At 73.4% G+C, this 23,537-nt stretch carries 23 protein-coding genes; 14 read left to right on the top strand and 9 right to left on the bottom strand.

Annotation, left to right across the window (positions count from 1 at the left end; translation table 11 throughout):
* Positions 1-3: 3 nt before the first annotated feature.
* Together RKE38_RS18050 and RKE38_RS18045 are read right to left on the bottom strand one after the other, a co-directional pair.
* The gene (locus RKE38_RS18050; RefSeq protein ID WP_316008852.1) at positions 4-990 is read right to left on the bottom strand and encodes a ribose-phosphate pyrophosphokinase; all 987 of its coding nucleotides are present in this window, start codon (positions 988-990) and stop codon (positions 4-6) included.
* 54 nt (positions 991-1,044) lie between these two features.
* A complete protein-coding gene (locus RKE38_RS18045) occupies positions 1,045-2,055 on the bottom strand; it encodes an alpha/beta hydrolase (protein WP_316008851.1) in 1,011 nt (336 codons plus the stop codon).
* Positions 2,056-2,093: 38 nt separating this feature from the next.
* Here RKE38_RS18045 and dop point away from each other — a divergent pair, with 38 nt between their 5' ends.
* The 4 genes from dop to prcA all read left to right on the top strand — a co-directional run bounded on the left by dop (position 2,094) and on the right by prcA (position 5,529).
* Positions 2,094-3,605: a depupylase/deamidase Dop gene (dop, locus tag RKE38_RS18040; protein WP_410055481.1), complete on the top strand. Its 1,512-nt coding sequence runs from the start codon at positions 2,094-2,096 to the stop codon at positions 3,603-3,605.
* A gap of 69 nt (positions 3,606-3,674) precedes the next feature.
* Complete coding sequence (locus tag RKE38_RS18035) at positions 3,675-3,881, top strand: ubiquitin-like protein Pup (protein WP_091760181.1); 207 nt, start codon at positions 3,675-3,677, stop codon at positions 3,879-3,881.
* Positions 3,878-4,705 (top strand): proteasome subunit beta, encoded by an 828-nt coding sequence (prcB, locus tag RKE38_RS18030; protein WP_316008850.1) that lies wholly within the window; start codon positions 3,878-3,880, stop codon positions 4,703-4,705. The genes RKE38_RS18035 and prcB overlap by 4 nt, the downstream gene beginning before the upstream one ends.
* Positions 4,702-5,529, top strand: coding sequence for a proteasome subunit alpha (prcA, locus tag RKE38_RS18025; RefSeq protein WP_316008849.1), 828 nt, complete (start codon positions 4,702-4,704; stop codon positions 5,527-5,529). The genes prcB and prcA overlap by 4 nt, the downstream gene beginning before the upstream one ends.
* 64 nt (positions 5,530-5,593) lie before the next feature.
* Here prcA and RKE38_RS18020 read toward each other — a convergent pair whose 3' ends face one another.
* The 6 genes from RKE38_RS18020 to RKE38_RS17995 all read right to left on the bottom strand — a co-directional run bounded on the left by RKE38_RS18020 (position 5,594) and on the right by RKE38_RS17995 (position 11,957).
* Positions 5,594-6,316 carry a dienelactone hydrolase family protein gene (locus RKE38_RS18020; protein WP_316008848.1) on the bottom strand — a complete coding sequence of 241 codons (723 nt, stop codon included), beginning with the start codon at positions 6,314-6,316 and terminating at the stop codon, positions 5,594-5,596.
* Positions 6,317-6,363: 47 nt separating this feature from the next.
* Positions 6,364-6,999, bottom strand: coding sequence for a peroxiredoxin (locus tag RKE38_RS18015; RefSeq protein WP_316008847.1), 636 nt, complete (start codon positions 6,997-6,999; stop codon positions 6,364-6,366).
* 51 nt (positions 7,000-7,050) lie between these two features.
* A complete protein-coding gene (locus RKE38_RS18010) occupies positions 7,051-7,974 on the bottom strand; it encodes an alpha/beta hydrolase (RefSeq protein WP_316008846.1) in 924 nt (307 codons plus the stop codon).
* A 109-nt stretch (positions 7,975-8,083) separates the two neighbouring features.
* The gene (locus tag RKE38_RS18005) at positions 8,084-9,091 is read right to left on the bottom strand and encodes an NAD-dependent epimerase/dehydratase family protein (RefSeq protein WP_316008845.1); all 1,008 of its coding nucleotides are present in this window, start codon (positions 9,089-9,091) and stop codon (positions 8,084-8,086) included.
* Between the two features lie 108 nt (positions 9,092-9,199).
* Complete coding sequence (locus RKE38_RS18000; RefSeq protein WP_316008844.1) at positions 9,200-10,414, bottom strand: hypothetical protein; 1,215 nt, start codon at positions 10,412-10,414, stop codon at positions 9,200-9,202.
* Positions 10,407-11,957: a hypothetical protein gene (locus RKE38_RS17995; RefSeq protein ID WP_316008843.1), complete on the bottom strand. Its 1,551-nt coding sequence runs from the start codon at positions 11,955-11,957 to the stop codon at positions 10,407-10,409. The genes RKE38_RS18000 and RKE38_RS17995 overlap by 8 nt, the downstream gene beginning before the upstream one ends.
* A gap of 140 nt (positions 11,958-12,097) precedes the next feature.
* On the opposite strand from RKE38_RS17995, the gene pafA reads away from it, so the two are divergent.
* From pafA to RKE38_RS17980, 3 genes are all read left to right on the top strand, one after another.
* On the top strand, positions 12,098-13,465 hold the full coding sequence (pafA, locus tag RKE38_RS17990; protein WP_316008842.1) for a Pup--protein ligase: 1,368 nt from the start codon (positions 12,098-12,100) through the stop codon (positions 13,463-13,465).
* A 72-nt stretch (positions 13,466-13,537) separates the two neighbouring features.
* Positions 13,538-14,488, top strand: a complete 951-nt coding sequence (locus RKE38_RS17985) for an FKBP-type peptidyl-prolyl cis-trans isomerase (protein WP_316008841.1) — start codon at positions 13,538-13,540, stop codon at positions 14,486-14,488.
* Between the two features lie 50 nt (positions 14,489-14,538).
* The gene (locus RKE38_RS17980) at positions 14,539-14,925 is read left to right on the top strand and encodes an FKBP-type peptidyl-prolyl cis-trans isomerase (protein WP_316008840.1); all 387 of its coding nucleotides are present in this window, start codon (positions 14,539-14,541) and stop codon (positions 14,923-14,925) included.
* 35 nt (positions 14,926-14,960) lie between these two features.
* Here RKE38_RS17980 and RKE38_RS17975 read toward each other — a convergent pair whose 3' ends face one another.
* Entirely contained in the window at positions 14,961-16,067 is a 1,107-nt protein-coding gene (locus tag RKE38_RS17975) for a DUF3866 family protein (protein ID WP_316008839.1), read from the bottom strand.
* A 53-nt stretch (positions 16,068-16,120) separates the two neighbouring features.
* Here RKE38_RS17975 and RKE38_RS17970 point away from each other — a divergent pair, with 53 nt between their 5' ends.
* The 7 genes from RKE38_RS17970 to RKE38_RS17940 all read left to right on the top strand — a co-directional run bounded on the left by RKE38_RS17970 (position 16,121) and on the right by RKE38_RS17940 (position 23,527).
* Positions 16,121-17,107: a helix-turn-helix transcriptional regulator gene (locus RKE38_RS17970; protein WP_316008838.1), complete on the top strand. Its 987-nt coding sequence runs from the start codon at positions 16,121-16,123 to the stop codon at positions 17,105-17,107.
* The gene (locus tag RKE38_RS17965; RefSeq protein ID WP_316008837.1) at positions 17,104-18,141 is read left to right on the top strand and encodes a WYL domain-containing protein; all 1,038 of its coding nucleotides are present in this window, start codon (positions 17,104-17,106) and stop codon (positions 18,139-18,141) included. Before RKE38_RS17970 ends, RKE38_RS17965 begins: the two co-directional genes overlap by 4 nt.
* Before the next feature lie 10 nt (positions 18,142-18,151).
* Positions 18,152-18,463, top strand: coding sequence for a hypothetical protein (locus RKE38_RS17960; RefSeq protein WP_316008836.1), 312 nt, complete (start codon positions 18,152-18,154; stop codon positions 18,461-18,463).
* Between the two features lie 121 nt (positions 18,464-18,584).
* The gene (gene tatA, locus RKE38_RS17955) at positions 18,585-18,878 is read left to right on the top strand and encodes a Sec-independent protein translocase subunit TatA (RefSeq protein ID WP_310156952.1); all 294 of its coding nucleotides are present in this window, start codon (positions 18,585-18,587) and stop codon (positions 18,876-18,878) included.
* A 29-nt stretch (positions 18,879-18,907) separates the two neighbouring features.
* On the top strand, positions 18,908-19,714 hold the full coding sequence (gene tatC / locus RKE38_RS17950) for a twin-arginine translocase subunit TatC (RefSeq protein ID WP_316008835.1): 807 nt from the start codon (positions 18,908-18,910) through the stop codon (positions 19,712-19,714).
* 9 nt (positions 19,715-19,723) lie between these two features.
* On the top strand, positions 19,724-20,641 hold the full coding sequence (locus tag RKE38_RS17945; protein WP_316008834.1) for a diacylglycerol/lipid kinase family protein: 918 nt from the start codon (positions 19,724-19,726) through the stop codon (positions 20,639-20,641).
* Positions 20,642-20,650: 9 nt separating this feature from the next.
* Positions 20,651-23,527, top strand: a complete 2,877-nt coding sequence (locus RKE38_RS17940) for a DEAD/DEAH box helicase (protein ID WP_316008833.1) — start codon at positions 20,651-20,653, stop codon at positions 23,525-23,527.
* Positions 23,528-23,537 lie beyond the last annotated feature (10 nt).

Below are 23,537 nucleotides of genomic sequence, written 5' to 3'. Positions count from 1 at the left end.
CCATCAGTGCACCCGGTCGAAGAGGGTGGCCTGCGGCGGCGCGTGCGTGGGGTCGACGCCGTCGAACAGGCTGCTCACCGACTCGCCCGCGTGGATGCGGCTGATGGCCTCGGCGAAGAGCTGGGCCACGGTCCGCACCCGCAGCTCCGGCCACCCGCTGGGCGCCGGCACCGTGTCGGTGGTGACGACCTCGCCCACCATTGGGTGCTCGCGCAGCCGCTCGACCGCGCGCCCGGCAAAGAGCCCGTGGGTGCACGCGACGTCCGCCCGGGTGCACCCGAGGTCCTTGAGCCGCTCGAGCAGCTCCACGATCGAGCCGCCGGTCGCGATCTCGTCGTCGAGGACGATCGCCCGGCGGCCGGCCACGTCGCCGACGATGGAGTCGATGACGACCCGGTCGTCCGCCAGCCGCTGCTTGCTCCCGGCGGCGACGGGCAGGCCGAGCAGCCGGGCGAACTGGGTGGCGGTCTTGGCGTTCCCGAGGTCGGGCGAGACGACGACGGAGTCGGTGAGGTCGGTGCCGCGGAAGTGGTCGGCGAGCACCCCGATGGCCGTGAGGTGGTCCACCGGCACCGAGAAGAACCCGTGGACCTGGGGTGCGTGCAGGGTCATGGTGAGGACCCGGTGGACGCCGGCGGCGACGAGCATGTCGGCGACGAGTCGGCCGCCGAGGGAGATGCGCGACGCGTCCTTCTTGTCCGAGCGCGCGTAGGCGTAGTGCGGGATGACCGCGGTGATCTGCGCCGCGGAGGCGCCCCGTGCGGCGTCGACCATGAGCAGCAGCTCCATGAGGTGCTCCTGCGTGGGCGGCACCAGCGGCTGGACGATGTAGACGTCACGCTGGCGGCAGTTGGCCAGCAGCTGGGCCTGCAGGCAGTCGTTGCTGAACCGCTTGATCTCCACCGGGGAGAGGTCGACGCCCAGCGCCCCGCAGATGCGGTGGGCCAGGGCGCGGTGGGCGCTTCCGCTGAAGATCACGATGTCGCGCAATGCGTCTCCCGGTGGGGTCCGTGGGGGATCGGTCCGTGGCGGATCGGGTCGAGCCTAGCCCGCGTCGCCGCGATCCGGGACCGTCGCCGGGTACAGGTGGGCGCGCAGCTCCGCGACGAGCTCGGCCCGGTGGCGGGGCCCGGCAGGGGTCGCACCCGGCATCGACGCGAAGCCGTGCGGCACCCGCCGGTAGTTGGTGTGCCGCACGGGCACCCCCGCTGCCCGCAGCGCCGCGGCATACCTCACGCCGTCGTCCCGGATCGGGTCGAGGTCGGCGGTCTGCACCAGGGCCGGCGGCAGGCCCTCGAGCCGGCCGAACAGCGGCGACACCAGCGGTTCACGCCAGTCCGCCTCCCGGGGCGCGTAGTGGGCGCGACAGGCCAGGATGCTGTCGCGGGTGAGCATCGGGGCGTGGGCGTGCTCGGCGATGGACGGTGAGCCCAGGGTCATGTCGGTCGAGGGATAGATGAGGGCCTGGTGGAGCAGCGGGGAACCGCCCAGGTCGCGCATCAGCTGGGCGGTCACGGCCGCCAGCGCCCCGCCGGCACTGTCGCCGACGACCGCCATCCGCGAGGTGTCGGCCCGCAGGACCGCGCCCCGGAGGGAGACCCACGAGGTCGCGTCGTAGGCGTCGAGCGCCGCGGTCGGGGCCCGGTGCTCCGGGGCGACGCGGTAGTCGACGCTGACGACGACGGCCCGCACCTGCGCGGCGAGGTGGGTGCACAGGGGGTCGTAGGAGACCACGTTCCCCTCGACGAACCCGCCTCCGTGGAGGAAGACGACGACGGGGACGTCGGTGTCGGTGTCCCGCACGGCACGGGGCCGGTAGACGCGCAGCGGGATGTCGTAGCCGTCCCGCGCGGGGGCGGTGCCGTAGGTGATCCCCACCGAGCGGTCCACCGGTCCGGTCACCCAGGTGAACGGCGGGCGCGCCGGGTAGGTCCGGCCGCGGCGCCGCGCGATCTCGTCGGGCGTGAGCCGCTCGACCGGTGGCAGCAGGACGTGGTCGAGCAGGGCCGTCAGCGCCGCGAGCCGCACCGGCATCGCAGCAGGGGAGTGGCGCATGGAGCGGAAGTCTCTCACCTAGGGTGGTGACCGTGACCGTGCGCCGCGTGATGGGGATCGAGACCGAGTACGGCATCTCCGTGCCGGGCGACCCGGCAGCCAACCCGATGATCCTGTCCGGCCAGGTGGTCAACGCGTACGCGTCGATGCAGGGCATCCGGGCCGCCCACGCCTCCTGGGACTACGCCGACGAGGCGCCCCTGCGCGACGCGCGCGGCTTCGACATGGCGCGGGCGCTGGCCGACGCGAGCCAGCTCACCGACGAGGAGGACCCGACGCTGGCGAACGTCGTCCTCACCAACGGCGCCCGCCTCTACGTCGACCACGCCCACCCCGAGTACTCCTCGCCCGAGGTCACCTCGCCCCGGGCCGCGGTGGCCTTCGACCGGGCCGGCGAGCTCATCATGGCCGAGGCCGTCCGCCGGCTGTCGGCCGTCCCACCCGGGGTGAACCTCTACAAGAACAACACCGACGGCAAGGGCCAGTCCTACGGCACGCACGAGAACTACCTCATGCGGCGCGAGACGCCCTTCACCGACATCGTCCGCCACCTCGTGCCGTTCTTCGTCGCGCGGCAGGTGTTCACCGGCTCCGGCCGGGTGGGGATCGGCGTCGACTCCCGCAACCCCGGGTTCCAGCTCAGCCAGCGCAGCGACTTCTTCGAGGTCGAGGTCGGGCTCGAGACGACCCTCAAGCGGCCGATCATCAACACCCGCGACGAGCCGCACGCCGTGGCCGACCTCTACCGGCGGCTGCACGTCATCATCGGCGACGCCAACCACTGCGACGTGGCCAACCTGCTCAAGCTCGGCACCACCTCGCTGGTGCTGGCGATGATCGAGGACCGCGCGATCGACGTCGACCTCACCGTCGCGCGGCCCGTCTCGACCCTGCAGCGGGTCAGCCACGACCCCACGTGCCGCGAGCTCATCGAGCTGCGCGACGGCACGAAGCTCACGGCGGTGCAGCTGCTCTGGCGCTACCACGAGCTCGCCGAGCGCTACCTCGAGCGCCGGTATGCCGGGGAGCTGGACGAGGACACCGCGGAGGTCATGCGCTGGTGGGCGCTCGTGCTGGACCGGCTCGAGCGCGACCCGCGTGAGGCCGCGCGCGAGGTCGACTGGGTCGGCAAGCTGCAGGTGCTCCAGGGGTACATCGACCGCGACGGCCTGGAGTGGTCCGACCCCCGGCTGCGCGCCGTCGACATCCAGTGGTCCGACGTGCGCCCGGACAAGGGCATCTTCCACAAGCTGCGGGCTGCCGGCCGGTTCGAGGAGCTGGTGAAGGACGACGAGGTCCTGCACGCGGTGCACGAGCCGCCGACCGACACCCGCGCCTACTTCCGCGGCAAGTGCCTGGAGAAGTACTCCGACCAGATCGCGGCGGCATCGTGGGACTCGGTCATCTTCGACATCCCCGGCCAGAGCTCGCTGCAGCGGGTGCCGATGCTCGAGCCGCTGCGCGGCACCAAGGCCGGTGTCGGGGCGCTGCTCGACCGCAGTCCGGACGCCGCCACCCTCCTGCGCGAGTTGGCCTCGGCATCGGGTTAGGGTCGCACTAGGTTGGAGGCACGGGGCGCAGCAGCGCCGACGGAGCAGCACGAGCGGGAGGTCACGGAGATGCCGAGCCAGGAGCAGAGCCGACCACAGCGCCGGGACGACGCGCCGGACGAGGCGCCGGAGCCCACCCCGGCGTCACCCGAGGCGAGCGCCCGCAAGGAGAACCTCGACTCCGACATCGACAGCGTCCTCGACGAGATCGACGGCGTGCTCGAGTCCAACGCCGAGGAGTTCGTCCGCGGGTTCGTCCAGAAGGGCGGCCAGTGACCACGGACACCGGCGCGGGGCGCCTGCCCGCGGCATACCTGTCCACGGGCTCGTCCTCCTTCACCGAGTTCGTCGGGGTGCACGCACCCCACCTGCTCCCGTCGGGCCGGGCACTGCCCCCGGGCAGCTCGCTCGAGGCGCCGCACGGCACGACGATCGTCACCGCGACCTTCGACGGCGGCGTCGTCATGGCGGGCGACCGCCGCGCCACCATGGGCAACCTCATCGCCAACCGCGACATGGAAAAGGTCTTCGCCGCCGACGAGTACTCCGCAGTCGGCATCGCCGGCACCGCGGGCCTCGCCATCGAGCTGGTCAAGCTCTTCCAGGTCGAGCTGGAGCACTACGAGAAGATCGAGGGCACGCTGCTCTCGCTCGAGGGCAAGGCCAACCGGCTCGCCTCGATGATCCGCGCCAACCTCGGCATGGCCATGCAGGGCCTGGCGGTCGTCCCGATGTTCGCCGGGTACGACCTCGACCGGAACCTGGGCCGGATCTTCTCCTACGACGTGACCGGCGGCTGCTACGAGGAGCACGACCACCACAGCGTCGGGTCGGGCTCGCTGTTCGCCCGCGGGTCACTGAAGAAGCTGTGGCGCCCCGGCCTGTCCGCCGACGACGCCGTGCGCGTGGTGGTCGAGGCGCTCTACGACGCGGCCGACGACGACTCCGCCACCGGCGGCCCGGACGTGGGCCGGCGGATCTGGCCGACCGTGGCCGTCGTCGACCTCCAGGGCGTGCGGTTCGCCGCCGAGGAGGCGCTGCGCGAGGTGGTCGAGTCCGTGATCGCCGGACGCCAGGGCAACCCGGGAGGTGCGCGATGAGCAGCATGCCGTTCTACGTCTCGCCCGAGCAGCTGATGAAGGACCGGGCCGACTACGCCCGCAAGGGCATCGCCCGCGGCCGGTCGGTCGTCGTCCTGGGCTACGACAAGGGGATCGCGTTCGTCGCGGAGAACCCGTCCCGGGCGCTGCACAAGGTGTCCGAGATCTACGACCGCATCGCTTTCGCGGCGGTCGGCAAGTACAACGAGTTCGAGAACCTGCGCGTGGCCGGCGTCCGGTACGCCGACCTGCGCGGCTACTCCTACGACCGCACCGACGTCACCGCCCGCGGCCTGGCCAACGCCTACGCGCAGACCCTCGGAACGGTGTTCACGCAGGAGTCCAAGCCCTACGAGGTCGAGATCGTCGTGGCGGAGGTCGGCGAGAGCGACGCCGACGACCAGATCTACCGGCTGACGTACGACGGCTCCGTCGCCGACGAGCACGGGTTCGTCGCGATGGGCGGGGCGGCCGACTCGATCGAGACCGGCCTGAAGGACCGCTGGCGTCCGGGGATGAGCCTGGGCGAGGCGCTCACGCTGGCCGTCGGCGAGCTCGGCAAGGACCCGTCCGGCGGCGCAGACCGCGGCCTCACGGCGGCCCAGCTCGAGGTGGCGGTGCTCGACCGCGAACGCCCCCGCCGCACCTTCCGGCGGATCGGCGGGGCGCTGCTGGAGGCGCTGCTCAGCACCGAGGACCCGACCCACGACGCGCCGTCCGAGGACGACCGCACGCCCGGCCGTCACGACACCCTCACGGGCGAGGGCACCGTGCGCGACGAGTCCACCAACCCCCAGACCCAGCGGCCGGCGGACGACGCCTGACACAGGAGCCGTCCGGGACCCGTCGCGGGCACCCGGACGGCTCGAGGCCCCGGATGGTGGGGTTTCAGACGGGCAGGTGCTCGGCCAGCCACTGCCCGGTGGCGACCCAGGCCTGCTCCGAGGCGTCGGCGTCGTGGAAGAGCGGCGAGGGGTTGTCGAACGCGTGGCCGGCGCCGGCATACGTCAGGAACGTCGCGTCGCGCCCATCGGCGGTGACGGCGTCCTCGATCTCACGGACCTTGTCCTGGGGGATGTAGTCGTCGGCGAGGCCGAAGTGGTGCAGGCTCGGGCAGGTGACCTGGGGCGCGAGGCCGAGCAGGTCCGGCAGGGCGGACCCGTAGTAGCTGACGAGGGCGTCCGGGCCGGCGCCCTGCGGCAGGGTCGCGGCGGCCGTCGCGAACGCCAGCCCACCGCCGAAGCAGAAGCCGAGGACGCCGACCGGCCCCTGCACCTCGTCCCGCTCGCGCAGGGCGGCGAGGGCCGCCGACGCGTCAGCGACCGCCGCGTCCCAGTCCAGCCGCTGGAGCAGCCCCATGGCCTCGGGCAGCCCGTCCTGCGCCTCCGAGACGACCTGGTCGCCGAGCCGCCAGTAGATGTGCGGCACCAGGACGACGTACCCCTGCGAGGCGAGGTCGCGGGCGCGCCCGCTGATGTACCCGGTGACGCCGAAGATCTCCTGCAGGAGCACGATGCCCGGGCCCTGCCCGCTCGGCGGCAGGTGGAGGTCGGCCGGCAGGTCACCGCCCGTGACGGGGACGGTCAGCGTGGTCACGTCGTTCTGGCTCATGCCGGACAACGTATGCCGCGCCGGCCCCGTTCGCCGGGCGAACCGCCTCAGGCGGTGGGCGCCGCGGCGTAGCGCAGGTAGGGCTTGACCTCCTCGACGTCCTCGAACCGCGCCCGCGCGTCCTCCGTCGACACGGTGGGGGCGACGATGACCCGCTCGCCCTGCTTCCAGTCGACCGGCGTGGAGAAGGGTCCCGCGTCGTTGACCTGCAGGGCGTCGAGGGCCCGCAGGATCTCGTCGAAGTTGCGGCCGGCGCTCTTGGGGTAGGTCAGGGAGAGGCGGACCTTGCCGGCCGGGTCGATGAGGAAGACCGAGCGGACGGGGGAGGTGTCGCCCGCGCCGGGGTGGATCATGTCGTACAGCTCGGCGACCTTCCGGTCGGCGTCGGCGACGATCGGGTAGTCGACCGAGGTGCCGGCGACGTCCTCGATGTCGCCCTTCCACGCCTCGTGGTCCTCCAGGGCGTCGACGGAGACGGCGAGCACCTTGGTGTTGCGGCGGGCCCACTCGTCCTTGAGCTGGGCCACGCGGCCGAGCTCGGTCGTGCACACCGGCGTGAAGTCGGCCGGGTGGCTGAACAGGACGGCCCAGCCGTCGCCCTTCCACTCGTGGAAGCTCAGCTCGCCCTCGGTCGTCGGGGCGGTGAAGTCGGGGGCGTCGTCGCCCAGTCGCAGCGTGGCCATGTCGGGGTCCTCCCAGAGGTAACGCGGTGTTTGCCGAGACCAAACATGCCGTTACCTGATCGGGATGTGGATGCCGCGTCCGGATCGTGGACCTGCGACGAGGGCGAGGAGGGCGTCCGCGAGCGCGTCGAGGCTGCCCGGGTCGAGCAGGGTGCCGTAGTGGTCGGCGTCCAGCCGGACCGTGCGGACGTCTGCCGGCAGGTGAGCCTGCGCCAGGCGCGCGGGGGAGTACAGCCCCGGCTCCTGCCCCAGCGGACCGCGCGCGGCCCAGGCGAGCACCGCGGGGCACTGCAGCGTGTGGACCGCCGCGAGGGTGGCCGGGTCGCTCATCATGTCGGCCCAGTCGGCCCGGACGCACTCCAGCGAGCTGCTCGAGCGCATGGCGCCCGGTGCGCCGGCCAGGTCGTGCTGCAGGTATGCCGCGAGCGCGTCACCGTTCGTGCGCGCCAGCGCCGGCCCGAGGGTCGGGTGCTCCCGCCAGTGCTCCAGGTACGCCTGGTCGTCCTCGAAGGTCATGGTCAACCGGTCCATGGCCGGGCCGATGATCCCGTGGAGGACCTCGTCGACGTCGAAGCTGCCCGGAGTCGGGTAGGCGAGGCCGCCGTCGACGAGCAGCACCCCGCCCACGACGTCCGGGCGGCTCGCCGCAGCCAGGGCGGCGACGAACGCACCCATGGAGTGCCCTGCGAGCACCGGTCGCTCGAGGCCGAGGTGCTCGATGACGGCGAGCACGTCGCGGACGTGGTCGGCGAGCCCGGTGGAGCGCAGCCGGGAGCTCTCTGCCCGTCCGCGCATGTCCGGCGCCACCACGGACAGGCCGCCGGCGAGGGTCGTGGCGAGCGGCTGCCAGGCCAGCCCGTTCGAGGAGATGCTGTGCAGGGCGAGGACGGTCCCGGTCCCGGCCGGCGCCTGCGTGAGGAGGTGCACCGTCAGTGCGCCCCCGGCCACCGGCACCTGGCAGGTCCCCGCGTCCACGTCGTTCCCCCTGCCACGGTCGGTCGGTCGGACCGACGACGCTACGGGCCGGCGGTGCCGCCGGACATGGTGCGCAGACCCACTTCCCGGCAGCACGCGTGTGCGCCGCTCACGGCAGGTCCTCGTCGCCTCGCGCCCGGACCAGCAGCTCCCGCTCCTCGGAGGGGGACAGGCCGGCCCGGCGCGGCCGTCCCGGCCCCTGCCGCAGCTCCCACTCCAGCACGTCCTCGAGGGTGTCCTCCAGCGGTCGGGTGACCAGCCCGAGGGTCTGCGCGGCGGAGGTGTCCCTCGCCATGAAGCCGGCATACTCCGGCACGGGGAGCCACATCGGCAACGACCGCTCGCCGCTCCAGGGCGCCACGGAGTGCTCCGCGAGCCACTCCTGCGGCACGGCGACGAGCTCGCCCTCGTGCCCGGCCACGCGCCGTGCGGCGGCGAGGTGCTCGGCGAGGGGGAGCGTCGGACCGGAGGCGTTGACCACGCCGTTCGCGCCCTGTGCGCCGGACCGGACGAGCCACGCGGCGAGGTCCCGGGAGTCGACGAGCTGAGTTGTCACCGTGCTGTCGGGGACGAGGACCGAGCCGTCCGTGGTCGCCGGGTGGGCGAACCGCAGGGGCCAGTATCCGGTGCGGTCCGAGACGTCCCCGGGTCCGCCGATGAGCCCCGCGCGGGCGACCAGGGCCCGGTCGGGCAGGGCCGCCAGGACGTGCTGCTCGCAGGCCACCTTGCGCTCGCCGTAGGTCTCGAAGCCGTCCTCGTCGGTCTCGCTGGGAGGTAGGAGCGGCGCGGACTCGGCGGCCCCCGGCTGGTCGTGGCCGGCGTAGACCGAGCAGGACGAGACGAACACCCACGTGCCCGTGCGGGGCCCCAGCGCGGCCACCGCGCCGCGCACGTGGCTCGGCTGGCGCGCGACGTCGACCACGACGTCCCACTCGCCATCGACCTCGGCGTACGCGCCGGGACTGCTCCGGTCGGCCCGCACGACACGCACGCCCGCCGGGGGCGGCCCGGACTCCCCGCGTGCGAGCACGGTGACCTCGTGACCCGCCCGCACCGCCTCCTCGGCGACCTCGCGGCCCAGCCAGGCCGTCCCGCCCAGCACCAGGAACCTCGCCATGGCGCCACGCAACCACGGCGGCCGACGGCCTGTCGACCGCTTGCGCTGAGGGCTGACGCGCGACGGGAGCGCCCCGGGTGGGGGCGCTCCCGTCGTCGGAGGGTGGCGTCAGGCGCGGCTGGTCGCGCGGCGGTCCGCCCCGCCCTTCGCCTCAGCCACGTCGTCGCCGGACTCGTCGTCCCGGGCGTCGGCCTCGTCGGCCTCGTCGACCTCGTCCTCGTCGGACGCGTCGTCATCGGCCTGCGCGTCGGCGTCCGCCTCGTCGGACTCCCCGACCGGCTCGGCGGCGTCCTGCGTCGGCTGCTGCTCGGCCGCCACGTCCTCGTCGCCCGCGGCGGCCGGCTCGTCCTGCCCGGACGCAGCGGCCGCGGCGGGGTGGTCCGCGGCGGGCGCGACGGCCTCGTCGAGCTCGCCCACCATGGCGGCGCCGCCCAGCGTCGCCAGCATCTGGCGCACGTTGCTGAGCTGGGCGGTGATGCTGTCGCGGCGCGCGGTCGCGGCGGCGAGCTCGCGCTCGGAGTCGCGGCGGATGCGCTCGGCCTGCTCGCGGGCGGCGGTGACGAGCTGCTCGGCCTCCGCCCGGGCGTTCTCGAGCAGGCGGGTGCTCTCGGCCTGGGACTCGGCGTGGGCCCGCTCGCTCTCGGCGCCGAGCTGCTCGGCCCGCTGCTGCGCCTGGGTCAGCGCCTGCTCGTGCTGGGCCATCTGGGCCGCGAACTCGGCAGCGGCCTTGTCCCGGCGCTGGCCGAGGGTGGCCTCGAAGTCGGCGGCCGACGCGGCGGCCCGCGCCCGCTGGTGCTCGTAGAAGGCCTCCGCCTCCTCGCGACGGGCAGAGGCCTCGCGGTCGGCGTCGTCGAGGATCGCGTCGGCCTGCTGCTTGGCCTGCTCGACCACGCGGGTCGCCTCGGCGTCCGCCTTGGCCCGCACCGACTCGGCGTACCGGTCGGCGTCCGTGCGGGCCTGGTCGGCGGCCAGGCGGGAGGTCCCCGCCAGCGTCTCGGCGTCGGCCCGGGCGTTGGCGCGGATCTCGGCGGCCTCCTCGTCGGCCATCCTCAGGATGGCGCCGATGCGCTCGCCGAGGTCGGTGTAGGTCGGCGCGGCCGCCTTGCGCTGCTCGGCCTGCAGCTCCTGCAGGGAGCGGCGGATCTGCGCCTGCTCCTCCTGCGCGGCCGCGAGGGAGGCACGCAGCTCGCTCACCTCGACGGTGCGCTCGGCGGCCTCCCGCCGGGCCTGCTCCAACGCGCTGGCGTTCTCGGCGCGCCACTGGTCGACCTGGGCCGGGTCGTAGCCGCGCAGGACGCTGCGGAAGGAGGTGGTGTCACTCATGGTCGGTCCGTTCGTTCTCGGTGGTGGGGGAGTCGGGGGTGGTCTCGTCGGTGCCGGCCACGGCAGCCACGTCGGTGGCGGTGACGGCACTGGGTTCCTGCGGGTGCGGGCTGCCGGCGGCACCCGCGGAGGGACGCTCGGGCACGGCGAGCGCGTCGATGACGCCGGACAGGTGGCCGAGCTGCTTGGTGATGTCCTCACGGCGGGCGGCGAGGACGGCGACCTCCGCCCGTGCGCGCTCGAGCATCGCCCGGGCCTCGGCACGGACCCGGTCGGCCTCGTCCCGAGCCTGCGTCGTGGTGCTGACGAGCTGCTCGCGGGCCTGGCGGTGGTTCTCGTGCGTCTCGCGCTGGAGCCGCTCGATCTCGACCGCGGTGCGCTCACGCACGAGACGGGCGGCCTTCTCGGCCTCCTCGACCCGGCGGCGAGCCCGCTCGTCGGCTGCGCGCTCGGTCTCGGCCGCGGAGAGCTGCACCCGCTCGGCGTGCTCCTCGGCCGCGGTGGTGGTCCGCTGGGCGTGCGCCTGTGCAGCGGTCATGACGGCCTCCGCCTGGGCGCGCAGCCGCTCGGCCTCGGCACGCGCGGCCTCGCGCTCGGACCGGGCCCGGTGCGCCGCACGCGCCAGCGCGCTCTGGATGAGCTGGCGGCGCGAGCGCATCCGGGCGGCGAGCTCGCGGTGGGTCTCCCGCCGCTGGCGGGCCACCTCGGCCTCGCCCTCGTCGAGGATCCTGCGGACCGTGTCCTGGCCCCACTTGAGGTGCTCCTCGGCCTGGGTCATGATCTCGCCGGCCTCGGCGTGGGCCCGCTCGAGACGCTCACGGGCATCGGTGCGGGCCTGTTCGAGCAGTGCCGCGGCCTCGAGCTCGGCGTCCTGGCGCAGCAGCACCGCCTCACCCGTGAGCCGCTCGGACTCGGCCTCGGCCCTGGCCCGCACCTCCGCGACGTCGCGCTCGGCGGCCTCGCGCAGGGCGGCGAGCTCGGCCTGCTGCTCCTCGTCGCGCTGCGCGAAGTGGGCGTCCATCCGCTCCACCCCGGCGGCGAAGGCCGCGTCGCGCTCCTGCTCGTGCGCGGCATACCGCTCCATGGCGGCGTCGTAGTCGGCCTGGGCTGCCGCGCGCAGCTGCTCCGCGTGCGCGGTGGCCCCCTCGAGGAGGGACTGGGCCTCGGCACGGGCCGAGGTGACGGCCTCGTCGCTGGTGCGGGTGGCGGACTCGGTGAGCATCGAGGCCTGCTCGGCGGCGTCGGCGACGAGGGACTGGGCCTCCTGCTGCGCCTCCTGCAGGGCACGGCCGGCCTGGTCGCGGTCCCGGGCGGCGTCGGCGTGCCGTCGCTCCGCGTCCTCGAGCAGCTCCCGGGCACGGGCGCGCAGCTCCTCGGCCTCCGAACGGGCCGTGGCGAGGACCTCGTCGGTCTCAGCGCGCATGGCGTCGGCGTAGGCCTGGGCGCGCTCGAGGATGGACTGCGTGTGCCGGGTCAGGTCACCGACCTGGACGGTCGTCTGGCCGGGGGGCCGGCTCGCCGCGTCCGTGGGGGCGTCGGGCATGGCGTCAGTCTGTCGCATGCCGGGCCGTGGATGCAGCCAGGGCCGGACCTTTCGGACCATCCCTTTACCTACCGGGCGTTGACCTGCGCCGATGCGTGGACGGCCGCCCGCAGCACGCGCGTGCGGCCTACAGTGTCGTCATGGAGCGCCGGATCTTCGGGATCGAGAACGAGTACGGCATCACCTGCACCTTCCAGGGCCAGCGGCGGCTCACGCCGGACGAGGTCGCGCGCTACCTCTTCCGCAAGGTCGTGTCCTGGGGTCGGTCCTCGAACGTGTTCCTGTCCAACGGGTCGCGGCTCTACCTGGACGTGGGGTCGCACCCCGAGTACGCCACGCCCGAGTGCGACCACGTGCGCCAGCTCGTCGTGCACGACAAGGCGGGGGAGCGGATCGTCGAGGGGCTCGTCGCCGACGCCCAGGAGCGGCTCGTCGAGGAGGGCATCGAGGGCGAGATCTACGTCTTCAAGAACAACACCGACTCGGCCGGCAACTCCTACGGCTGCCACGAGAACTACCTCGTCGGTCGTGCCGGCGAGTTCCAGCAGCTGTCCGACGTGCTCATCCCGTTCCTCGTCAGCCGCCAGATCACCTGCGGGGCCGGCAAGGTCGTCACGACGAGCAAGGGCGCGACCTACTGCGTCAGCCAGCGCGCCGACCACATCTGGGAGGGCGTCTCCTCCGCCACCACGCGCAGCCGGCCGATCATCAACACCCGTGACGAGCCGCACGCCGACGCCGAGCGCTACCGCCGGCTGCACGTCATCGTCGGCGACTCGAACATGAGCGAGACGACCACGATGCTCAAGGTCGGCTCGGCCGACCTCGTCCTGCGGATGATCGAGGCCGGGGTCGTCGTGCGCGACCTCACGCTGGAGAACCCGATCCGGGCCATCCGTGAGATGAGCCACGACATGACCGGCCGCAAGACGGTCCGGCTGTCCAACGGCCGCGAGCTGTCGGCGCTGCAGATCCAGGGGGAGTACCTCGAGCGCGCGACGGCCTTCGCCGACCGCGAGGGGCTGCAGGACCCGATCCACAAGCAGGTCCTCGACCTGTGGGAGCGCACCCTGCGGGCCGTGGAGACCCAGGACCTGTCGCTGGTCGACACCGAGATCGACTGGGTGATCAAGCACAAGCTCATCACCGGGTACATGGCCAAGCACGACCTGCCGATGGAGCACCCCCGCATCGCCCAGCTCGACCTGGCGTACCACGACGTCAACCGGCAGCGGGGCCTGTTCTACCTGCTGCAGAAGCACGGCCGCGCCGCCCGCGTCTGCACCGACCCCGAGGTGTTCGAGGCCAAGACGACGCCGCCGCAGACGACCCGGGCCAAGCTGCGCGGCGACTTCATCAGGGCCGCCCAGGAGCACCGGCGCGACTTCACGGTGGACTGGGTGCACCTCAAGCTCAACGACCAGGCCCAGCGCACCGTGCTGTGCAAGGACCCGTTCGCGGCGGTCGACGCCCGCGTCGAGCGGCTCATCGAGGGCATGCGCGGCTGAGCCCGTTTCGGGAACACACAGCCCCCGTGGTTATGGTGGGCGCTGGTCCGACCCCGATCGAAAGCCCCCACCGTGCACCCACGACGTATCCATGCCCTCGGCGCTGCCGTCCTCGCGGCGGCCCTGACCCTCACCGCCTGCGGCAGCGGCAGCGACGGCAAGGGCTCGCCCCTCGACAAGATCACCGTCACCGGTGGCAGCGACACCACCGCCCCCACCGTCAAGGTCCAGCCGCAGCCGCTCAGCGTCGCGGAGACCACGACCCGGGTGGTCAAGCCCGGTGACGGCCCCGTCGTAGCCAACGACGAGATCGTGAGCATCAAGTACGTCCTGCTCAACGGCAAGGACTCCTCGGTCCTCGACTCCAACTACGGCAAGCAGAACCTCGGCCTGAACCTGGGCGCGAACGACCTGCTGCCCGGTCTCAAGAAGGGCCTGGCCAACCAGAAGGTCGGCTCGCGCATCCTCGTCGCCATGCCGCCCAAGGACGCCTTCGGCACCCAGGGCAACACCGAGCTCAAGGTCGGCGCCAAGGACACGGTCGTCTTCCTCATGGACGTGCAGTCGGCGACCAAGCCGCTGGCCTCCGCCGAGGGCAAGGCCGTCAAGCCGGCCGCCGGCCTGCCGACCGTCAAGGTCGAGCCCGGCCAGCAGGCGACCATCACGATGCCGAAGAACGCCAAGGCCCCGGCCAAGACCATCCGCCAGCCGCTCATCGAGGGCACCGGCCCGAAGGTCGAGTCCGGGCAGACGGTCCGCGTCGCGTACACCGGAGCGGTCCTGTCGACCGGCAAGGTCTTCGACTCCTCGGCCAAGACGCCGCAGAAGTACTTCGAGACGGTCATCGGCAAGCAGCAGGTCATCAAGGGCTGGGACTCCACGATCGTGGGATCCACGGTCGGCAGCCGGCTGCTGCTGCTCGTGCCCCCGGCGGACGGGTACGGCGCGGCCGGCCAGCCGCAGGCCGGCATCAAGGGCACCGACACGCTCGTCTTCGTCGTCGACATCCTCGCGGCCTACTGACCCGCACGTCTCCGGCCGCACCCACCCGAACCCCCGAACAGGAGAGCCACATGGGCTTCGACCCCAACACCACCAAGCCGGAGATCGACTTCCCCGGTGACGAGGCGCCCAGCGACCTCGTGATCGAGGACATCGAGGAGGGCGACGGCCGCGAGGCCAAGGCCGGCGACACCGTCCTGGCGCACTACGTCGGCGTCGCCCACTCCACCGGCGAGGAGTTCGACGCGTCCTGGAACCGTGGGGCGCCGCTGGACTTCCCGCTCGGCGCCGGCCGCGTCATCCAGGGCTGGGACCAGGGCATCGTCGGCATGAAGGTCGGCGGCCGGCGCAAGCTGGTCATCCCGCCGCACCTCGGCTACGGCGACCGCGGCGCGGGCGCCGTCATCAAGCCGGGCGAGACGCTGATCTTCGTCGTCGACCTCGTCGACGTGCGCTGAGCGCGTTCTCCCCACGCGGTCGCTGAGCCGCGCAGCTACTCCGACAGCAGCCGGGCGGCCCACCGCCCGGCTGCTGCGCTGTACCGGAAGGCGGCACGGTCCTCCTCGACCCCGCGCCCCATGGTGGAGAGCCTGACGGGAGAGGTCGCCAGCGACTCGTCGAGGCCCTCGCCCTCGACCTGCACCACCACCGCGGTGCCGGAGGCCTCCGCGACGAGCTCCTGGGCCTGCCGCAGCACGAGTGCCTCGAAGTCGTCGGAGGGGTCGATGGCCACCACGTCCGCGGGCACCAGGCAGATGCGCCCGTATGCCGTGGTGCTGTGGTGGGAGATGCCGCGGTGGCGTTCGCGCGGGTCGGCGTCCGAGACGCGCAGCGCGGCGACGCCCCGGCCGTGCAGGGTGGACACGGCGTTGAGCGCCTCCCCGGCCGCGACCCCGGTGTAGCCCCACCGGGTGCCGGTGCCGACGTTGCCGGGCCCCTGCGTCACGACGACGACGTCCGCGTCGAGGACGTGGCGGGCCGCCAGCAGCCCGCTGTGCAGGGTCACCGCCTCGTGGTCGCCGCCGTAGGCCTGGCCCACGGTCACGGTGCCGGCCAGCCAGCCCGCCTCGCGCAGCGCGGCGACCGTGCGGGAGAACGCGACCGGCAGGGCCCCGCCGTCGGTCATGACGTAGGCGACGACGGCGTCCGGGCGCTCGGCCCGGATCCCCGCCAGGACCGCGGGCAGGGCCGAGTGCAGGTCGGCGACGACGACCGGCATGCCGTCGAGCTCCACGTCGACCGCCGGGCCGGACGTGAGGGTGGCGTGGTGGGGGCTGTCCTGCTCGTCGACCGCCATGAACATCTGCTGCTGCGGGGTGTAGCGGGCCTTGACGATGTGGCCGTCCTGCGCGGGCGGGTCGGCCGGGAGCCGGTCGGGGGCCGCGACGACGAACGCCAGACCGCCGGTGCCGAGACCGCGCAGCAGGGCCGAGGCGTTGAGCAGCACGCGGTCGCCGACCTCCGGCTCGCCGACGACCTCCGTGTACGCGAGGGCCCGCACGACCCCGCCCGCGGGGCCGGCCAGCCGGACGGCATACTCCACCGCCCCGGGCCAGCGGTCGCGGACCTGCTCGACGACACCCTCGCGCCACTGCATCACGACACGCAGAGTAGCCACCGGCAGCAGGCGGGCACTCCGGTAGCGTCGGGCCGGTGAGCTCACCCACCGGCCCTGCGGCGAAGACCGAGCGGCTGCTCAACCTCGTCCTCTGCCTGCTGTACACCCGGCGCCCGCTGCCCAAGTCGCGGATCCGCGACGTCGTGCCGCAGTACGGCGACGCCAAGACCGACGAGGCGTTCGACCGCATGTTCGAGCGCGACAAGGACGAGCTGCGCGAGCTCGGCATCCCGCTGGTCACCGAGGACATCGGCGGTCTCTGGGACGACGAGGTGGGCTACCGCATCGACCAGCGTGAGTACGCCCTGCCGGACGTGGCGTTCGAGCCCGACGAGCTGGCCGTGCTCGGCCTGGCCAGCCGCACGTGGGCGCACGCTTCGCTCGCCGGCCCGGCGGCCCAGGCGCTGCGCAAGCTCAAGGCGTCCGGGATCGAGCGCGACGGCGACTCGCTCGTCGGCATCGAGCCGCGCCTCGGCACCCGCGAGCCCGCCTTCGAGGCCGTGAAGAACGCCGTCGTGGGGCAGCGCACCATCCGGTTCGGCTACCAGACCGGCGGGGCCGGCGAGGTGCAGGAGCGGCGCGTGCAGCCCTGGGGCCTCGCCTCGTGGCACGGCCGGTGGTACCTCACCGGCTTCGACCTCGACCGGGAGGCACCCCGGGTGTTCCGGCTGTCGCGGATCGACGGCGCGGTGACCGAGGTGCGCCGGGCCGAGCCGTACACCGTGCCGGCAGACCACCGCGCGCAGGAGATGATCCGCACCACCGTGGGGGAGCAGCGGCCGCGGACCGCCCGGGTGCGGGTGCGCGCGGGCCGCGGGCACACGCTGCGCCGTCGGGCCACGAGCACCACCGACGCGGGGGAGTGGACCCTCCTGGAGGTGCCGTTCACCGACGACGACGCCCTGGCCGACGAGGTCAGCGGGTACGGCGCCGACGTCGTCGTGCAGGAGCCCCCGGAGGTGCGCGACCTCGTCGTCGCCCGGCTGCGGGGTGCCCTCGCGGCCCACGGGGGTGCCGCATGAGTGCCCGCACCCCCCGCCCGCCACAGGAGACCGCCACCGACCGGCTCGGCCGCCTCCTCACGATGGTCCCGTGGCTGGTCAACCGCCAGGGCATCGACGTCGAGCAGGCCGCCACCGACCTCGGCATCACCCCCGAGCAGCTCGAGACCGACCTGCGGCTGCTCTACCTGTGCGGCTACGGCCAGATGCCCGACGAGCTCATCGACGCCGAGTGGGAGGGCGGTCGCGTCTTCGTCAGCAACGCCGACACCATCGCCCGGCCGCTGCGCCTCGGACGCGACGAGGCCCTCACGCTGATGGTGGGGCTGCGCGCCCTCGCCAGCGTGCCCGGGCTGGGGGAGCGGGACGCGATCGAGCGCGCCATGGCCAAGCTGGAGGAGGCGACCGGGGCGAGCAGCGAGGCCGCCGCCCGGGTCCAGGTCGCGATCGACGAGGGCGTGGAGGCCCAGCTGCTCGCCGACGCGCGCCGCGCCGTGGAGCAGCACCGACGCGTGCACCTGACCTACCTCGTGCCGAGCCGGGACGAGTCGACCGAGCGCGACGTCGACCCCATGCGGGTGGTCAACCTGGACTCGCGCTGGTACCTCGAGGGCTGGTGCCACCGCGCCCAGGACACCCGCACCTTCCGGATGGACCGCATCACGGCGCTGCAGGTGCTCGACGTCGACGGCACGCCGCCGCCGGACGCGCAGCTGCGCGACCTCGACGCCGGGGCCTTCACCCCGCGCCCCGACGACACGCTGGTGACCCTGCGGCTGGAGCCCGGCGCCCGCTGGGTCAGCGACTACTACCCCGTGGAGTCGGTGCAGGACGCCGCGGACGGGTCGCAGACGGTCACCCTGCGCACCGCCGACACCCTCTGGCTGCGGCGGCTGCTGTGGCGCCTGGGTGGCGGTGGCACGGTCGTCGCCCCGGCCGAGGTCGCGACCGCGGTGGCGCAGGGCGCCCGCGAGGCGCTCGCGGCATACGGGGTGGAGCAGGAGCCGGGCCCCACGGACGGCCCGCGGCCCGACAGCCCCGCCACGGACCGGTAGGGTCGAAGGCATGTGGTGGTGGGTGCTCATCTGGGCGCTGCTCGTGGTCGTGGCGCTGGTGTACCTCGCCTCGCGGGCCTGGGGCGTCTGGGGACAGTTCAAGGAGCTCACCGCCGAGCTCACCCGGGCCACCGAGACCCTGTCCGCGCTCGAGGCGGCCGCGGACCGGCTCGGCGACCGGTCGGCACCGCCCACGCCCGACCTGCTCGGCGACCCGCGCCTGCTGCGCCGGGAACGCGAGCGCACCCGTGCCTCGTTGAGGCAGGAGAGGCGGGCCCGACAGGCGGCCCGCCGCCCGGCCTGGGCACGTCACCTGGACTGAGGCGCCGACACCCGCGACGCGCCACGTGGACTGCGCGCCACCGAGGGTCGCGCGCCGCCTAGACTGGCCCCGACACAGCACCACACCACGCCGGGCACCCGGCTGAAGGGAACGAACCACCATGGGACGCGGACTGTTCGAGGGATGGCACCTGATCATCCTGATCGTGTTGCTCATCGTTCTCTTCGGCTTCCGGCGGCTCCCGGACGCCGCGCGCTCGATCGGGCGGTCGATGCGCATCTTCAAGTCCGAGGTGGACGAGATGAAGAACGACGGCAAGAACGGCAAGAGCGCCGCGAGCCGCGACACCGTCAAGGGCGAGACCGTGCCCGGCACCGAGACCGACGCCGCCGGGACCACCCCGGTGCGTGAGGACAACTCGCCCCGCACGGACAACTCCTCCGGCGCAGCCTGACCTCGACCGACACGCCCACCCTGCCCACGATGGCGTTCCGCCGTGCCCGAAACCCCGACGGGCGGATGTCACTGGGGGACCACCTGCGCGAGCTGCGCCGGCGCGTCGTCATCGCGGCGGTCGCCGTCCTGGTCCTGTCGGTCCTGGGCTGGATCTACTACCCGGAGATCTACGGCCGCCTCGCCGCGCCGTTCAACGACTACAAGAACGCGCACCCGGGCAGCGCGATCAGCCTCAACTTCGGCAACGCCACCGCGGCGTTCTCCCAGCAGCTGAGCATCTCGATCTTCGCCGGCGTCATCTGCGCGAGCCCGGTGTGGCTGTACCAGCTGTGGGCGTTCATCGTCCCGGGCCTCACCAAGAAGGAACGGCGGGTCTCGCTGGCCTTCATCGCCGCCACCGTGCCGCTGTTCCTCGGCGGCTGCGCCCTGGCGTACTGGGTGCTGCCGAAGGTGCTGGCCGTGCTGTACGGCTTCACGCCGTCGGGAGCCTCGAACATCCAGCAGGTGTCGGACTACTTCTCGTTCGTCACCCGCTTCATCCTCGCCTTCGGCGGCGCGTTCCTCATGCCGGTCTTCCTCGTCGCACTCAGCGCCATCGGGGTGCTGCCCTCCTCGGCGATGGTGAAGGCCTGGCGCCCGGCCGTCTTCGGCATCTTCGTGCTCTCGGCGATCCTGACGCCGACGCCCGACGCGTTCACGATGTTCCTCATGGCCGGCCCGCTCGTCGTCCTCTACTTCGCCGCGATCGGCGTCGCCAAGCTGATCGAGCGCAGCCGTCGCCGGGCCCGGCCCGAGTGGGCGGACGTGGCCGACGACGAGGCCTCGAGCCTGTAGCCTCCGCGCGTGGCACCCCTCCCCGCGGGCGCCAGGCGGGTCGGCCTGGTCGTCAACCCGACCTCCGGCAAGAACCGGGGCATGAGCCTGGGCCTCGAGGTCGCCCACCGCCTGCGGGCGGCCGGCCACGAGGTCCTCGACCTCTCCGACGAGACGTATGCCGCGGCGCGCGACCGCGCGCTCGGCGCCATCGCGCAGGGCCTGGACGTGCTGGCGGTCGTCGGCGGTGACGGCATGGTCCACCTCGGGGTGAACCTCGCGGCGGAGACCAAGACGCCCCTGGCCGTCATCGCCGCGGGAACGGGGAACGACGTCGCGCGCGGGCTCGGCCTGCCCGTGCACGACCCCGTGCGGGCGGCCGACCTGGTGACGACCGGCGTCCCGCGCAGCATCGACGCGGTGCGCCACGTCGACGTCCACGGTGTGCACCGGTGGTACGCCGGGGTGCTCGGTGCCGGGTTCGACTCCCTCGTCAACGAGCGCGCGAACACCTGGCCGTGGCCCAAGGGCCAGATGCGCTACAACCTCGCCATCCTGCGCGAGCTGCCGCTCTTCCACGCGATCCCGTACGCCGTCACCGTCGACGGCGTGCGACAGGAGACGCGGGCGATGCTCGTCGTCGTCGCCAACGGCCCGTCCTACGGGGGCGGGATGCGCGTCGCGCCCGACGCGCGGTTCGACGACGGCCTGGCCGACGTCGTCATCCTGCACGAGATCAGCACCCTGGAGTTCCTCAAGGTGTTCCCCAAGGTCTTCTCCGGCCGCCACCTCGGCCACCCGGCCGTCGAGGTGCTGCGCGGGCGCGAGGTGACGCTCGAGGCCGACGGCATCGTGGCATACGCCGACGGCGAGCGGTTCGCCCCGCTGCCGCTCACCCTGGAGACCGTGCCGGGTGCCCTGACGGTGCTGACGCCACCCGCCACGTAGTCTCGCCCCATGGCCACCCCCGCCGAGAGGTATGCCGCGTCGGTCCAGCGAGCGGCCCGTCGAGGGCCGCAGCTCACCGCCTTCGCGGACACGCTGGACTTTCCCCTAGACCCGTTCCAGGAGGAGGCCTGCGCCGCCGTCGAGACCGGCCGAGGCGTCCTCGTCGCGGCACCCACCGGCGCCGGCAAGACGATCGTCGGGGAGTTCGCGGTGCACCTGGCGCTGGCGACGGGGCGCAAGGCGTTCTACACGACCCCGATCAAGGCGCTGTCGAACCAGAAGTACAACGACCTGGTCCGTCAGCACGGGGCCAAGAACGTCGGGCTGCTCACCGGCGACTCGTCCGTCAACGGCGAGGCGCCCGTCGTGGTCATGACCACCGAGGTCCTGCGCAACATGATGTACGCGGGGTCGACCACCCTGCGCGGGCTCGGGTTCGTGGTCATGGACGAGGTGCACTACCTCGCAGACCGGTTCCGCGGCGCCGTGTGGGAGGAGGTCATCATCCACCTGCCGCAGGACGTGCAGGTCGTGTCGCTGTCGGCGACGGTCAGCAACGCCGAGGAGTTCGGCGCCTGGCTGTCCGAGGTCCGCGGTGGCGTCGACGTCATCGTCGCCGAGCACCGGCCGGTCCCGCTGTGGCAGCACATGATGGTCGGGCAGGGCATGTACGACCTGTTCGTCGACGAGGCGTCCGCACCGGCCACCGGTGACGGCGCGACGAGGGTCAACCCCGAGCTGCTGCAGGCCATCCGCACCACCGAGCAGCGCAGCGGCTGGGACTCGGGGGGTCGCGGGGGACGGGGCCGCGGCGGGGACCGGTACGGGCGCGGCGGGGATCGCTACGGCCGGGGCGGCGGGCGCCGTGCGCCCGGCGGCCCCGGCGGCAACGACGGGGGCGCCGGAGGGGCGGCCCGGGTCATGGGCGGCTCGGGTGGTCGCCCCGGCGGGGGAGCGACCCGCTCGGAGGTGGTGCGCCGGCTCGAGCGCGACGGCCTGCTGCCGGCGATCACGTTCATCTTCAGCCGGGTGGGCTGCGAGGCAGCCGTCGGGCAGCTGCTGCGCGACGGCGTGCGGCTCATCCCCGAGGCCGAGGGCGAGCGCATCCGCAGGGTCGTCGAGGAGCGTGTGTCCTCCCTGGCGGACGAGGACCTCGGCGTGCTCGGCTACTGGGACTTCGTCGACGGCCTCACCCGGGGCTTCGCCGCCCACCACGCGGGCATGCTGCCGACGTTCCGGGAGATCGTCGAGGAGCTCTTCACCGCCGGGCGCACCAAGATGGTCTTCGCGACCGAGACGCTGGCGCTGGGCATCAACATGCCGGCCCGGACGGTCGTCATCGAGAAGCTGGTCAAGTTCAACGGCGAGACGCACGCCGACGTGACCCCGGCCGAGTACACCCAGCTCACCGGCCGGGCCGGCCGGCGCGGCATCGACGTCGAGGGCCACGCGCTCGTGCAGTGGAACCGCGGGATGGACCCCATGGCCGTCGCCGGGCTCGCCTCCACCCGCACCTACCCGCTGCGCTCGTCGTTCCGGCCGACGTACAACATGGCGGTCAACCTCGTGGCCCAGGTCGGCCGGGAGACCGCACGGGAGATCCTTGAGACCTCCTTCGCGCAGTTCCAGGCCGACCGTGCCGTCGTCGGCATCGCCCGCTCGGTCCGCCGCAACGAGGAGGGGCTCGAGGGGTACGCCGAGGCCATGCAGTGCCACCTCGGCGACTTCTCCGAGTACGCCGCGCTGCGACGCGAGATCGCACAGGTCGAGAAGGAGGGGGCCAAGGCACGCTCGGCGAGCAGACGGGCGGCGGCCGCGATCTCGCTGGAGTCCCTGCGCATCGGCGACGTCATCAAGATCCCGGCCGGTCGCAGGGCCGGGTGGGCCGTCGTCGTCGAACCGGCGCGCACCCACCGCGGCGAGACGACGCTCCCGTCGGTCGTCACCGAGGACAAGCACCTGGTGCGCCTCACCCTCACCGACGTACCCGTCCCCGTCGAGGCCGTCACGACCGCCAAGGTGCCACCGCACTTCAACGCCAAGAGCCCCAAGGCCCGTCGCGACCTCGCCACGACCCTGCGCATCGCCGTGCCGCACGACCCGCCGCCGAAGCGGGGCGCCGCAGGAGGTGCCGGGCACGGGGTCACCGAGGACGAGCGGATCGCCGACCTGCGGCGGCAGCTGCGCGCCCACCCCTGCCACCAGTGCCCCGACCGGGAGGACCACGCCCGCTGGGCCGAGCGGTGGTGGCGGCTCAAGCGCGAGACGGTCGGTCTGCAGCGCAAGGTCGAGGGACGCACCAACTCCGTCGCCCGGACGTTCGACCGCATCTGCACCCTGCTCTCCGAGATGGGCTACCTGTCCGACGACGGCTCCGCGGTCACCGACCAGGGCGAGCACCTGCGCCGGCTGTACACCGAGAAGGACCTGCTCGCGGCGGAGTGCCTGCGCCTCGGGGTGTGGAAGCGGCTCGACCCGGCCGGGCTCGCGGCGGTCGTGTCGGCGCTCATCCACGAGCCGCGGCGCGACGAGACCGACGTCAGCCCGCGCATGCCCACCGACGAGGTCGCCGAGGCGGTGCGGGAGATGACCCGGCTGTGGTCCGAGCTCGAGGACCGGGAGCGCGACCTCGGCCTGCCGCTGACCGGCGACCCCGACGCCGGGATGGCCTGGATGATGCACCGCTGGGCCAGCGGCCGCCGGCTCGAGGAGGTGCTGCGCGGCTCGGACATGGCGGCGGGCGACTTCGTGCGCCGGTGCAAGCAGGTCGTCGACCTCCTCGGCCAGATCGGTGACGCCGCGCCCGAACCGCAGCTGCGCACGACGTCCCGCAAGGCCGTCGACGCCGTCATGCGCGGCGTCGTGGCCGCCGACCGCCTCGACTAGCACGCCCTCG

The sequence above is a fragment of the Phycicoccus sp. M110.8 genome, assembly GCF_032464895.1.
Lineage (GTDB): Bacteria > Actinomycetota > Actinomycetes > Actinomycetales > Dermatophilaceae > Pedococcus.
This window is presented reverse-complemented; position numbering and strand designations above follow the sequence as displayed.